Annotated in this window: 10 protein-coding genes and 2 pseudogenes; 7 read left to right on the forward strand and 5 right to left on the reverse strand. The window is 71.3% G+C overall.

All coding sequences use genetic code 11. The features are described from left to right. Positions 1–259: 259 nt before the first annotated feature. Entirely contained in the window at positions 260–661 is a 402-nt protein-coding gene (locus tag G3I65_RS06520) for a helix-turn-helix domain-containing protein (protein ID WP_203612299.1), read from the reverse strand. A 28-nt stretch (positions 662–689) separates the two neighbouring features. Between G3I65_RS06520 and G3I65_RS06525 the strand changes: the two genes are divergently transcribed. The 3 genes and pseudogenes from G3I65_RS06525 to G3I65_RS06535 all read left to right on the forward strand — a co-directional run bounded on the left by G3I65_RS06525 (position 690) and on the right by G3I65_RS06535 (position 2,140). Beyond that, positions 690–1,262: a hypothetical protein gene (locus tag G3I65_RS06525; RefSeq protein WP_239070658.1), complete on the forward strand. Its 573-nt coding sequence runs from the start codon at positions 690–692 to the stop codon at positions 1,260–1,262. A gap of 120 nt (positions 1,263–1,382) precedes the next feature. After that, positions 1,383–1,752: pseudogene (locus tag G3I65_RS06530) on the forward strand (DDE-type integrase/transposase/recombinase); the annotation flags it as partial. 16 nt (positions 1,753–1,768) lie between these two features. Beyond that, positions 1,769–2,140: a DUF3224 domain-containing protein gene (locus G3I65_RS06535; RefSeq protein WP_309235298.1), complete on the forward strand. Its 372-nt coding sequence runs from the start codon at positions 1,769–1,771 to the stop codon at positions 2,138–2,140. Between the two features lie 48 nt (positions 2,141–2,188). Here G3I65_RS06535 and G3I65_RS06540 read toward each other — a convergent pair whose 3' ends face one another. Next, complete coding sequence (locus G3I65_RS06540; protein WP_160695275.1) at positions 2,189–3,415, reverse strand: cytochrome P450; 1,227 nt, start codon at positions 3,413–3,415, stop codon at positions 2,189–2,191. 468 nt (positions 3,416–3,883) lie between these two features. On the opposite strand from G3I65_RS06540, the gene G3I65_RS06545 reads away from it, so the two are divergent. From G3I65_RS06545 to G3I65_RS06555, 3 genes are read left to right on the forward strand one after another with little or no spacing between them, the layout of a single operon-like run. Then, on the forward strand, positions 3,884–4,501 hold the full coding sequence (locus tag G3I65_RS06545; RefSeq protein ID WP_160695276.1) for a DUF7019 family protein: 618 nt from the start codon (positions 3,884–3,886) through the stop codon (positions 4,499–4,501). After that, positions 4,498–7,980 carry a serine/threonine-protein kinase gene (locus tag G3I65_RS06550; RefSeq protein WP_160695277.1) on the forward strand — a complete coding sequence of 1,161 codons (3,483 nt, stop codon included), beginning with the start codon at positions 4,498–4,500 and terminating at the stop codon, positions 7,978–7,980. Before G3I65_RS06545 ends, G3I65_RS06550 begins: the two co-directional genes overlap by 4 nt. Before the next feature lie 47 nt (positions 7,981–8,027). Then, the gene (locus tag G3I65_RS06555; RefSeq protein WP_203612300.1) at positions 8,028–9,068 is read left to right on the forward strand and encodes a protein kinase; all 1,041 of its coding nucleotides are present in this window, start codon (positions 8,028–8,030) and stop codon (positions 9,066–9,068) included. 276 nt (positions 9,069–9,344) lie between these two features. Here G3I65_RS06555 and G3I65_RS57065 read toward each other — a convergent pair whose 3' ends face one another. Further along, positions 9,345–10,280, reverse strand: coding sequence for a class F sortase (locus G3I65_RS57065; RefSeq protein ID WP_239070661.1), 936 nt, complete (start codon positions 10,278–10,280; stop codon positions 9,345–9,347). Between the two features lie 72 nt (positions 10,281–10,352). After that, entirely contained in the window at positions 10,353–11,285 is a 933-nt protein-coding gene (locus tag G3I65_RS06565; protein WP_160695278.1) for a hypothetical protein, read from the reverse strand. Between G3I65_RS06565 and G3I65_RS06570 the strand changes: the two genes are divergently transcribed. After that, a complete protein-coding gene (locus G3I65_RS06570) occupies positions 11,239–12,027 on the forward strand; it encodes a hypothetical protein (protein WP_160695279.1) in 789 nt (262 codons plus the stop codon). The two genes, G3I65_RS06565 and G3I65_RS06570, sit on opposite strands and share 47 nt — an antisense overlap. Positions 12,028–12,304: 277 nt before the next feature. Here the strand turns inward: G3I65_RS06570 and G3I65_RS06575 are convergent. Next, positions 12,305–13,176 (reverse strand): annotated as a pseudogene (locus G3I65_RS06575) (hypothetical protein); the annotation flags it as partial.

Consider the following 13,176-nt stretch of genomic DNA (forward strand, 5'->3'; position numbering starts at 1 on the left):
GCGCGCCCTGATCGCCGGGCGTGTGTGACCGCCGACGCGGAGCCGGAGCCATGCTTCAGCTGTGGATCGGCCGTACCCCGCCGGTGCTCGCGTGCGTGGCCAGGTCGTCGGCGTAGTCGAGCTGGGTGCCGGGCGTGGCTTTGGTGAGCATTCCGGGGCCTTTCAAGAGCGTTGGGTTGCGGAGGTCCACAGTGGACGTTCTCATCGCCGCATGTGCCTAGATGGCCTGGGCGGTCGGTGCGTCACCGGCTGAGCGCGGCTACGCGATCGCGTTGACGCAGCTCATCGGCGTGCCCGGGGCGGTCGCGGCGGGGGAGCGCCGGAGGTGCTCCTCACCCCACACCCGGACTCCTTCGACGACGGGCAGGACCGTGGACCCGTACGGCGTGAGCCGGTAGATGACGGGTGCCGGGACCGGTCCGGTCGCCACGCGTTCGACCAGTCCGTCGGCTTCGAGTTCGCGCAGCTGTTCGGCCAGCACCTTGGGCGTGATCGGGGCGCTCCGGCGGCGCAGGCCGGCGAAGTGGGACTCGCCGTGGCCGAGCCAGTACAGCAGGGTCAGCTTCCACTTGCCGCCGATCGCGGCGAACGCCGCGGCCATCGGGCAGCCGGGCAGCGGGTTGGGACGCGAGGAGTTACCTGCAAGTGCCTTCTTGTCCATGGCCGTGCTCCGCTCGGATAGTCGAACCATGACCATGCCATACAGACGGATCCTGACCGCAGGCCTTTCGGCCTTCCTGCTGATCGCGATGGCGACGTCGGGCGACGCCTCGACAGCTCCGGCGTCGTCGGCGGTTGCCGGTGGCCAGTGCGACTTCGACTGGGAAATCGGTACCTGGCACACCACGGTGCGGGTGCTCGCCGAGCCGCTCTCGGAGTCCGCGGACGAGTGGCTCCAGTTCTCGGGTACCAGCGTCGTCCGCCCGCTGCTGGACCGGCGGGAGAACGTCGTCGAGTTCGAGGTCGCCGGGCCGAGCGGACACATCGACGCCCTCAACCTGCGGCTGTACGAACCGGCGGCACAGCGGTGGAGCCTGACCTTCGTCAACGCCCGTGACGGCCTGCTCAACCCGGCGGTGTACGGCGGGTTCCACGACGGCGTCGGCGAGTTCTACGGCGACGACCAGCTGGGCGGCCGTCCGATCAAGGTGCGCTTCCTCGTTTTCCGCCAGGGCCAGGACACCGCCAGGTTCGAACAGGCTTTCTCGGCCGACGGCGGAACCACGTGGGAAACGAACTGGGTCGCCATCGACCGCAGATGACCGGCTCCCGGATCGCGATGCCTAGGTGTGATGTCCGGGGACGTTGTCCCGAGTTGAGGTGACTGTTGACGGCCTGTCGTGCTGACAGGTGAAGGCCTCCGGTTGTGAATTGGAGCTGTGGCCTTCGTGCACACCGTCATCGACGACCACTCCCGCATCGCCTACGCCGAATCCACACCGACGAGAAAGCCGACACCGCCGTCGGTGTCCTCCACCGCGCGGTGGCCTGGTTCGCCGACCACGGCGTCACCGTCGAACGCGTGCTCTCCGACAACGGCGCGGCTACCGCTCCCACGCCTGGCGCGACACCTGCACCGAGCTGGGCATCACCCCGAAACGAACCCGGCCCTACCGGCCACAGACCAACGACAAGATCGAACGCTTCCACCGCACCCTGGCCGACGGATGGGCCTACGCTCGCTTCTACCCATCGGAGACCGTGCGCCGGGCCGCGCTACCGGGCTGGCTGCACTTCTACAATCACCACCGGCTGTTCCAGGTCACCGATCCCAACGGCCTCGTGCTGCAACTCGTCGAATGGTCCCGCGCCGGCGGAGGGGCCGAAGCAGACCAAGGTCGTGATCCGCAAGACCTACCGGGGCGCCCTCGAGGGAACCGGGGTGGCCGAAGTGCTCACCGCCCAGGCGGCCGCGGGTGCCGGCTACGTCGCCTCCGAACGCGTCGACGCGACGTTGGACGGCCGGAAGGGCACCTTCGTGATCCAGCACGGCGGTCTGGCCGACGGCGAGGACCAAAGCACCTTCGGCACCGCGGTCCCGCATTCCGGCACGGCGGACCTCGCCGGCCTGTCCGGCCGGGCCACCGAGGCCAGCCACGGCGTCCTGACCCTCGCATACACCTTCGGCGAACCTTCCTGACCACCGCCGGCGGGGGTTCCGCACGCAGCGGGTCGGACGGATCCGGTGTCAGCGAGGTGCGGGCCGGAGGTGGACGGGCAGGCTGGTGTGCCCGTTGGACAGGAACGTGGGCAGGGTGGTCAGTTCCTCCGGCGGCACGGCGAGGGACAGCTGCGGGAAGCGGTCGAACAGCGCCGGGAGCGCCACTTCGGCTTCGAGCCGGGCCAGCGGCGCGCCCGGGCAGTGGTGCACGCCGTAGCCGAAGGTGAGGTGCGGTGCGGCCGCACGGGTGATGTCGAACTCGTCGGCCGTGTCGCCGTGCTGGGCGGGGTCGCGCCCGGCGGCGCCGAAGCCGACCAGGATCGCGTCGCCGCGCCGGATCACCGTGCCGTCCACCTCGATGTCCTCGACCGCGTACCGCAGCGGCGTGTACGGGATCGGCGCCTGCCAGCGCAGCGTCTCCTCCACCACGGCGGTCCAGGACCGTCGCCCGGACCGGACCAGGGCGAGCTGATCGGGGTGGGTCAGCAGCGCGGTGACGGCGTGGTCGAGCAGGTTCACCGTGGTCTCGTGGCCGGCGGTCATCATCAGCATCATCGTGTCGACGAGCTCGGTTTCGGTCAGCGCGCCGTCCCGGTCGTCGCGCGCGGCGATCAGGGCGCTGGTGAGGTCGTCGGCGGGCGCCGCGCGCTTCTGCGCGATCAGTTCGGTGAACAGGGCGTACGCCGCCGCCACGTTCGCCTGCGCCTGTTCTTCGGTTATCGCGCTGTCGAAGAAGCGGTCCACTACTTCGCGGATCCCGGCCTGTTTGTCCCCTGGGACGCCGAACAGCCGGCAGATGACCTCGATCGGCAGCGGGTAGGCGTACCGCGCCCGCAGGTCGACGGGCGCGTCACCGGAATCCGCTTCGATGGCGTCGAGCAGTTCCCGGGTGATTTCTTCGACTTTCGGGCGGAGCGCCTCGGTGCGGCGGGCGGTGAAGGCGGCGGCCATCAGGGAACGCAGCCGCCGGTGGTCGGCACCGTAGGCGGTGAACATGTTCCGGACCGAAACCCAGATCCGCAGCGGCCAGTCTTCGGCGATTTCCCCGTTGGTGAACGCGGGCCAGTGCTGCACCGCGTCCTTGGACACCCGGGGGTCGGCCAGCAGCCGACGCAGGACGTCGTTCCCGGTAGCGACCCAGGCCGCAACGCCACCGGGCAGCTCGATCCGGGTGACCGGCCCCCGCTCCCGCAGGCGGGCGCCTTCGGCGTGCACGTCGGCGGCGTTGACGTCGAGCGTGATCGGCTGTTCCATTCTCATTCCCCCCTGCCGGTTCGGCCCCCGGCCGAAATCGGATTACGGAATGCCGGCTGCGATGCAGATCACGGTTGCCCCCTGTGTACCGGTGTTTTCGGCGCTGTCGCGGTTGTCACGACCCGTGTCGCGGCGAAGAAGTTCAACGTGGTGATCTGGCCCGCGGCGGTGATCCAGCACGCGGCCTTCCGTTTTCCCGTCACGGCATCCCCCCACGGATTGCCCGGTCAACAGCATTAACCATCGTGCCACCGCGAGGATGCGGCGCGCGAGCCCTCAACGGGTGAAATGGCGCTGGCCGTCGCGGCGCCGGATGTACGCGCGTAGCCGTGGCGCGTTTCGTCGGCCGGGGCGCGCTGGGGACGTCCGCCCGGGTCGTGTCCCGGCCGTGAGCAGCCGAAAGTCCCGTGACCGACTCGGCACGTCTAGTAGCCTGAGCCGACCGGAGGAACCAGCAAAGGGGGCCGGGTGTCGGCGCGTTACTACATCTACATCAGCGACTCGAAGGTCGACATGCTGCTGCCGCAGATCGACCCCGGCTTCGCGAGCAAGCGCAGCACCGAGGTCGGGGTGAACCTGCAACTGCTCACCGGCAAGCACAAGCGCGACTCCGACCCGGACCGCGTGAGCCGGCTGGAGCGAGTGGTCCGGCACATCGACGACTTCCTGGACGTCGGCACGATCGACGAGCCGGGCCAGTACTTCCGGGGACGGCTGGACGTGCGCTGGCAGCAGATGCCGGGCTTCGAATACTTCGCCGGCGCAACCGAGGACACGGTGGTCGGGCTGGGCGGCTCCAGTGGTCACGTCATCGGAGGAGCCGTGCCGAAGGACGACGCGGTCATAGCGCCGTCGATGCTGCCGGGCATGGTGAGGGGCCTGTCGGCGCTGGCCGCCGACGATGCTCCGGCAAGTGCTCTCGAGCTGGCGTACCTGGCGAACCGGAACGCCCGCGGCGAGGAGCAGGAGGTGGAGTTCGTCGCGAAGCGCCTTCGGCACGGGCCGAGCCCGTACCCGGAGCTGGACGGCGGGCGGGCGGTGCAGGTGCTCGTCGGCAGCCCGCTGTTCGTCGCACTCGCCGAATGACGGGCTGGCAGCCGGGCGAGACCGTCCTCGGCCTCTACGAGGTCAAGGACGTGCGCAGCGGTGGCATGGGCGTGGTGCACCGGGTACGTCACCTCGACTGGCAGGTCGACCTGGCGGTGAAGACGCCCCACCCGGAGTGGGTCACCACCGCCGCGGACCGGCGGCATTTCGAGCGCGAGGCCGGCACGTGGGTGAACCTGGGGCTGCACCCGAACACCGTCAACTGCGTCTATGTGCGCACGATCGGCGAACTGCCGCGGGTGTTCGCGGAGTGGGTGGACGGTGGCAGCCTCGCCGAGGCGGTGCGCCAGGGGAACCTCACGCCGGCCCGGATCCTGGACATCGCCATCCAGACCGCCTGGGGCCTTGCCTACGCGCACGAGGCCGGCTTGGTGCACCAGGATGTCAAGCCGGCCAACGTGATGCTCGATCCGGCCGGCGCGGCCAAGGTCACCGACTTCGGTCTGGCCAAGGCGGTACGGCCCGAGGAGGACGTGCCCGCCGGTGTCAGCTTCGCCGGCATGACACCGGCGTACTCGTCGCCCGAGCAAGCCGACGCGGCGGCCGGCCGCGCTGGGGTGCGCATCACGGCGGCGTCGGACGTGTGGTCATGGGGCCTGACGGTGCTGGAGATGTTCGCCGGCCGGCGGACGACCACCTTCGGCCAGGCGGCCGGTGCGGCGCTGACCGTGCTGCTCGACGAAGGCCTGCGCATCCCGGACCCGGTCGCTCATCTGCTGCGGGACTGCTTCGCCGACGACGCGACCCGCCGGCCGACCGCCGTCGAGGCCGCCGCGCGGTTGATCGACAGCTACGCCGAAGTCACCGGCGCGGTCTACCCGCGGTCGCGGCCGAAGGCGGCCCGGCTGCTCGCCGACAGCCGGTGCAACCAGGCTCTCTCGCTGCTCGACCTCGGCCGCGCCGAGGAGGCGGAGGAGTTGTTCCGGGGCGCGATCACCGCCGATCCGCACCATCTGCCGACGGTCTACAACCGGTCCCTGCACCGCTGGCGGACCGGTGCGATCATGGGCGAGGAAGTCGTGTCCGATGTGGAGGCCGCGTGGGCGGCCGATCCGGCCAACGGCCTCGGGCCGTTTCTGCTGGGGGCCGTTCAGCTGGAGCGGCACGAGGATGAACGGGCCGGTCGGCTGCTGCGCGAAGCCGATCAGTCCGCAGTGGACGTTCAGACGGCGTTGGCGGAGTTGGCGAGTCGTCCGCCGCGGGTCGACGTCGATCTCGAGCACCCGGACGTCACCGCCATCGCGCTCGACGCCGACGGCTCGGCGGTGCTGTTCGGCGACAAGGCCGGTCGGCTGGTGTTGTGGACACCGGGCAAAGGCACCGGCCGGCGGGCGCTGCGTACGTTGACCCGCCGCGGTGATCCCGTCACGGCCGCCGCGATGAGCGCGGACGCCACGGTCGGCGTGATCATCCGTGACGGCGACGTCGAGCTGTGGGATCTGGCGCGCCGCCGCCAGGGGAAACGGCTGCACGAGCCGATCGACGACGTCGGCGTGATCTTCCGCGACGGCTTGGTCGAGGCGATGCGCGACAGCGAGCAGCGAGGGCTGCGCGATTCCGGTGTGTGCGCGATCGCCGTGAGCGCGGACGGGCGATTCTGCGCCACCGGCCATTCGTCCGGGCGGGTCTCGGTCTGGTCGGTCGAGGACGGGTTGCGGGTCGCCGACCTGCTGACGCGGGCCGGTCGCGTGCGTTCGCTGGCGCTGAGCCCGGACGGCAGCCGGGTCCTGGCCGCTTTCTTCGACAGCGAGGACAGCAGCGTCCGGGCCTGGGACGTGGCAACCCGGACCCTGACGGCGGTGCTGACCGGCCCGCAGCCGGAGCTGCCCCGCGGCTGGCCGAGGCCATCCAATGTGGACTTCGGCGCACTGAGCGCGGACGCCGCCAACGCCGTCGTCAAGTGGTGGAGTGGGCCGTGCGTGACCTGGGACGCCCGCCGGGATGTCGTGCTGGGCGAGGTGCGGAGGCGACGCTCCGACATCGACACCGTGGTGCTCGCCGGCACGACCATGCTGAGCAACCACGGCCTGCCGGTGCGGGTCTGGAACGCGCTGACCGGCCAGTGCCTGGGTACGCTCAGCCGTGACCTGGTCAGCGTGTCCCAGCGGGCGGATCCCGCGGCGATCAGCGCCGACGCGCGGACGGCCGCGTTCTGGACCACGGACTCGGGGGTCATCGCCCTCCGGTCGCTGCCGGCCGCCGGCTACCGGGCACCCTGGTGTTACGCCCGGCCGCGGGCGGTCGACGAGCTCGTCAGCACGGAAGACACGTTTCGCCGCCGCATGGACCGGGTGCGCGAGCTCATCGAGCGGGAACGCTACGCGGAAGCGGGGGCGTTGTTGCGGTCCGGGGACGTACCCGGGTTCGCCCGCAACCGCGAGGTCCGCGCGGCATGGGCCACGCTCGGCCCGCAGGGCACGAGGGCGAACCTGCTCGGTGGCTGGCTCGTATTCACCTTCGAGGGTGAGGTCGAGCTGACCCGGCCGCCGGTGGTGGCGTTGCGCGAGGACGGCCGCTACATGGCGACCTGCCGAAGCACCTGCGAGGTCGACCTGTGGGACTTTCCCGACTCGGAGCGGCTGCGGACGTTCGACAGCGGTGAGGGCGGCGCGGGCACACAGGTTCATTTCGCCGCGGACGGTCTGTTGTTGCTGGTGCTCACTGACGTCGGCACCATCCGCCAGCTCAACCTGTACGACGGCGGCAAGCGGATCTTCGCCAACGACAAGGGCAAGCTGACCGCGCTCGACGTCAACCCGCCCGGTGACCGGGTCGTCATCGGCGACGAGCACGGCACGGTCCGCGAGCGTGAGCTGCCGTCCGGAAAGCTCCTGCGCGAGATCGCCGCGGTCGACGGCCAGGTCGACGCCGTCGTCGTGAGCCCGGACGGCCGGTACGTGGCAGCTACGGGCCTCGGCACGGACATTCGGGTGTGGGGCGACCAGCCGACCCCGAAATTCGTGGTCCAGGACCGAAACCACTACCGGGCGCTGCGCTTCGGATCCGACGGCGGCCTCTTGTTCATCTCGCTCCGGGGGTCGACCGCCGCGTGGGAGGTGGCGACCGGCGAGCTCAAGTACGAAGTGCGCGGCATCGATGCGGATCCCGAGCGGCGGCTCGCCCTGAGCGGCGACGGCCGGTTCGGCGCGACGCCGGCCCGAGGCGGCCTGGCCGTGTGGTCGGCTGACACCGGCAAGATCGTCCGGACGCTGCGGACGACCAGCCGGCTGAAGGCGCACGCGCTGAGCGCCGACGGCACGTTCGCGGTCACCGCCACCGCGGACCGCCGCGTCCAGGTGTGGGACCTGCGCACCGGTGAATGCCTGCGGACGATGGAGGCGCACGAGCACGACATCCTCCGGGTGATGGTCAGCGATGACGGCCGCTGGCTGATGACGCTGGACATCGGCGCGACCGTGTGTGGCTGGGAACTCCTGTGGGACTACGACATCCCGTGATCCGACTGTCCGGTACGGGCCATTCATCGGTCGTCACGAGCCCGTGCGTGATCGGCCGTGCGCCGGAATGCGACTTCCGGATCGCGGCCGATCCGAAGGTGTCGCGCCGGCACTGCCTGATCGACGGTGTGACAGTGCGCGACCTCGGCAGCCGGAACGGCACGATCGTCAACGGAAAGGCCGCCACGACCGCCGAACTGCGCGACGGCGACGAGCTGCTGATCGGCGACACGCGAGTGCGGGTCACGCTGTTTCCCAGTGTGGTCAGGGAACTGGGGCGCGGCGCGCAGGGCGTGGTGGAGCTGGTCGAGCAGGCGCCGGACGAGTTCGTCGCGGTCAAGACGCTCACCGAGCAGGGCCTGGCCGACGCCGACGCCCGGGACGCCCTCCACCGTGAACTGGATTGCACGAAAGCGTTGCGACACGACCACATCGTCGAGTACCGGGGCAGCGAGTCGATCGACGGACGGCTGCGGATCCGCTACGAGTACTGCGCCGGCGGCACCATCGGTCAGTTCGGCATCGATCAGGCCGTTGCCCTGACGCTGCAGGCGCTGGACGCGCTGGCCTACGCCCACGGAGCCGCTGTGCCGGTGCGGCTGGCGGACGGCGGTACCGCCATTGGGCACGGCCTGGTGCACCGGGACCTCAAGCCGCAGAACCTGCTGCTCACCGCCGATGGCCGGCTCAAGATCGCCGACTTCGGCCTGGCCAAGGCGTTCGACCAGGCCGGCCTGTCCGGCCGCACCCGCACCGGGGCCATCGGCGGCAGCGTCGCGTTCATGCCCCGTCGCCAGGTCTTCGACTTCAAGTACGCGAAGCCCGAGGTCGACCTGTGGGCCATCACCGCGTGCCTGTACTGGATGATCACCGGCCGGCCACCGCGCGACTTCCCTCCCGGCGTCGAACCCGTCGCCGTGGTCCTGCGCCGGCCGCCGGTGCCCATCCGCAACCGGCTGACCACCGTGCCGGCCGCGCTGGCAGAGGTGATCGACGCGGTACTGGACGAGACCGTCGCCGCCGGTCCGAGGAACGCCGCCGAGCTCGCGGCGGCGCTGGCCGAAGCGGGCGTCGGCCGCTCGCTGTGACGAGAACGGTTCGCGCTTTCGGCCACGTCGCCCGTTGACCGATCGCCATGAGGGACATCGCCGGCCCGGCTGCCCGGCTGACCGTCGGCCGGCGCCGCTCCGATGTTGCCGAGCGAGTCCATCATTGCGTAGAGAACCAGTTGCTCGACGGTCCCCGCGATGTTGGCTGGGCGCCAGCTGAACAACGTAGCGGCGGTTGACGTCCGGTCCGACCGGGGCCGTCGTGCCGGCAGGCGACGCGTCACGGCCGCCTCGTCCGGACGTGGCCGCGCGGCATCAGGGCGACGGTTGAATCCCGTCGGTGGCCGGGTCATGGTCGTGTTCTTCTTCAGCCTGCGCGAAAACGATCACGTTGTCGCGGTAGGAGCGCGCGGCCCGGTCGAAGGAACCGCCGCAGGTGATCAGCCGCAGTTCCGGCCCTGCGGTGCGGCCGTAGACCTCCTGGGTGGGGAAGTGATCTTTGGGGGTGTGGATGGTTCGCCGCACCACGAAGGTGACGACGGAGGTGTCCGCTCTCTCGACGACGACGCGGTCGCCCGGCGCGAGTTCGTGCAACCGGTAGAAGATGCCTGGCTGGGACGCGCCGTCGATGTGACCGACGATCACCGCGGGCCCGGTCTGGCCGGGCGCCGGTCCCAGCTCGTACCAGCCGGCCTGCATCGGCGTGGTCACCGGCGGGGTTTGCATGTGCTGGTCGGCGTCCAGGCCGAGCTTGATCAGCGACGAGTCGGCGCCGAGTTTGGGAATGTGCACCGCGATCGGGATTACGCGGACCGCGGGGTTGACCGCGGCGACCGGCCGGGCCGGTGGCGTGGTCGGAGCGGTGTGCATCATCTCGGGCGCGTCGGCCATCGCGGGCGGCGAAGGTGTCGTGTCGGTGGTCAGGCTGACCACCAGCCCGAACGCCGCGGCGGCGGCCACCGCCGCGGTGATCGCGCCGAGTGGGTGACGGGGCGTGCCGCGCAGCCAGTCCTGGTCGGAGCGCCGTTGCAGTCCGGCCTGATAGAGCGGTTCCCAGCTGACCCCGCCGATGATCACGAGCGACGCGCAGACCACGGCGAAGGCGGTGTTGCCGGGCAGGAACGTGACGGCCAGCAGCATCCACGACAGGCCGACCAGCGCGAGCAGGATGAGCCGGGTCTGGACCGGGCCGGGTTCGTCGGCGGTGTCGTGCACGTCGAGGGCGGGGGTGGCGTGGTTGCCCACGGGCATGACCTGCTCCAGGTGTCGGACAGGAGGGGTGGTGTGGTGTGGCCGGGGCAGGGCCACACCACACCGTTCCCCCTAGCGGAGGTGACGACGGCGCGCGGCTGCCGTCGTCACCGTGAGAAGGGCGATCACCAGAAGCGCCAGTCCGCCGACCGCGATTCCGCTGTCGGTGCGCTGCTGATCGTCGGCGGTTCCGCCGCCGCCGGCGTCGACCGCACCGGCCGGCACCGGGTACCCGGCGTCGACGTGCTCGCCCGCGGACCCGTGGGCGAACGCGTCGGCTGAACCGCTGTGTGCGGCGGCCATGTCGGCGGCCCACGATGCGAGGGCGCCGTGATCGCTACCTGCCGGGTAGCCGGCCGGGATGACCATTCCCTGGTCGGCGCCCGCACTGCCGGACGGTGAGCCATCGGGCTGGTTTCCGGCCGGTTGCCCGGTGTCGTCAGCGCTGCCGCCGGGGGTACCGCCGGTGTCGCCGCCCGCGGTGGTTCCACCTGGGGTGGTGCCGTCGGGAGCGGTGCTGCCCGAGGTGTCGCCCGGGACGTCGCCGTCGGGGGTTCCGCCCGCGGTGGTGCCGGTGTTCGCGTCGTCGACGCCGCCCGCGGTCCCACCGGTGGGAGTTCCGCCTGTGGTGGTGCCGTCGGTCGCGCCGGTGGCGTCGCCACCCGGCAGACCCGGGAGGATGCCGCCCAGCAGGCCGGGCAGGGCGCCACCCACGGACCCGCCGGCGGAGGTACCGCCGGTGGTGGTGTCGGTGGTTCCGCCCGCGGTCGTCCCGCCATCGGTCCCACCGGTCGCTGTGCCGCCGGTGGCGTCGCCACCCGGCAGACCCGGGAGGATGCCGCCCAGCAGACCGTGCAGGGCACCGCCCGCCGACCCACCAGCCGTGGCACCGGTGGTGGTGCCGCCCGTGCCGGGCGCCGGCACGGGTGCCGGGCAGTCGGCGGGGGCGATGTAGGCGGTGCCGGTGGTGCTGGCCTGCTCGCCGTTCGCCGCGGTGCCGGTCACCGTGATCGGTGCCGTGGTGGCGCTTGCGGTGGGTGTGAACGTCCCGGTGCAGGTGGTGCTTTCATCGGCGGCCAGCGTGCTGTCGTTGCAGGTCATCGCGCCCGTGGAGGTGCTGCTGCCGACGTTGCTGACAGTGCTGGTGCCGGTGTTGGTGACCGGGACGGCCACGGTCGCCGGCTGGCCGACGGTGACGGGTACGGCGTTGCCCGGTGATCCGGCGTTGGTGCCGTTGACCGTGGGCGTGCCCATGGTCAGCCGGCACGAACACCCGGTGTCCACCGGCGCAGGTGCCGGAACCGGCGTCGGCTCCGGTGCGGGTGCCGGGCCGCTGTCGGGGCAGGAACACCCCGCTTCGCTGCCGGTGCCCGCCGACGTCGCCGTGGCCTCGCCGGTGGTTGCCGCATCGGCCGTGCTGTCGCCGGCGGAGGTTGCCGCCACGGGCGTCGGCAGCAGTGCCGCCAGCGACGCCGCCGCCGGCAGTGATCCGGTGCCGGTCGTGACTCCGCTTCCCGCGGTCCGCCCGGCCATCGCCGAGGTCGCCGCGGTCACCGGGCCGGACGAGCCGGATCGCGCGGTCAGCGCGGAGCTGACCGGTGCGAGGACTCGCGTCACGGACGAGGCCGGTCGCGTCGATCCGCTGCCGGCCGATGTGGCCGAGCGGGTCGATCCGGTGCCGGTCGTGGTCGCCGATGCGGTGGTTGTCGACGCGGATGCCGAGGTCGTGCCGGTTGATGCCGCCTGATGCGGCTGCACGAGTCCCGACACCAGCGACGTCACGCTGGTCAGCGGGCTGGTGCCCGCGGTGTCGGTCGCCTGGTTGCTTGCTTGCATGGGTTCGGTGGCCTCGTCGGCGTGGGCCACGCCCACGCCGAGGAGTGTCAAGCCACCTGCGAGCAACCCGGCCTGGAAGGACCGTTTTACCCAGGTATGCATGAGAAACCTTTCCAAGGTCTGCTGGGATGTCAGTGCTCTGTCAGCAGTGATCCCGGCGGTGTCCCGTTGTCGTCAGGCGATGCCGGTCAGTGCGTGCCCGCGCCGGTGACCGAGGTCAGCGGCGAGATGACCGAGTTCAGCGGTGACGTGGTCGCGGTCGAGGCCGCCGGGGTGGTCGGGGCGCACGTGCACCCACCGGTGGTGGTGTAGTTCTGCGACAGCGCGACGGTCGAGGTGGTGCCGGCGGTGTCCTTGCCGGTGAAGGTCGCCTTCACCGTGTGGGCACCGGAGGCCGGGTTGAACGTGATCGTGCACTGGGTGCTGGCACCCGGGGCGAGCGTCGTGCTGGTGCAGGTGACCCGGCCGCCCTGCGAGGTGCCCCGCAGGGTGGTGATCGGTGCGGTGCCGGTGTTGGTCACCTGCGCCTTGATGGTGGAGGTGCGGCCGGCCGGCACGGTCACGGTCGAGTTCGGCGCGACCATGACGCCGTTGACCGAGGGCTTGCCGGTGATCGTCAGCTTGCCGGCCCCGGCGGGCGTGCCGGTGTAGAAGATCCGGCAGGCCTTGCTCTGCTGGGTGCCGTTCGGGCCCGACACGGTGAAGTTGAACTGCGCGGTGTTCGCGCCCGGCCGCGCGGTCGTGATGACCGTGCAGCGGGTGGTGCTGCCCGGCGCCAGCTGGCCCGAGCCGCAGTTCATCGTGCCGAGCGAGGTGCGGCCACCGAGCCCGGACACCGGGACACGGCCGTTGTTGGTCACCGGGATCGTGATGGTGACCGTGTTGCCCGAGGGCACGTTCGGGCCGGGGGCGATGCTGGCGGCCTTCCCGTTCACCAGCGGAGCACCGACGGAGATGCTCGCCGACGGCTGCGGCGCCGGGACGGGCTGCGGCTGCGGCTGCGGCACCGGGACCGGCTGCGGCTGCGGTTGCGGGACCGGCACCGGGACGGGCTGCGGCT

The sequence above is a fragment of the Amycolatopsis sp. SID8362 genome (assembly GCF_010550475.1).
GTDB lineage: Bacteria > Actinomycetota > Actinomycetes > Mycobacteriales > Pseudonocardiaceae > Amycolatopsis > Amycolatopsis eburnea.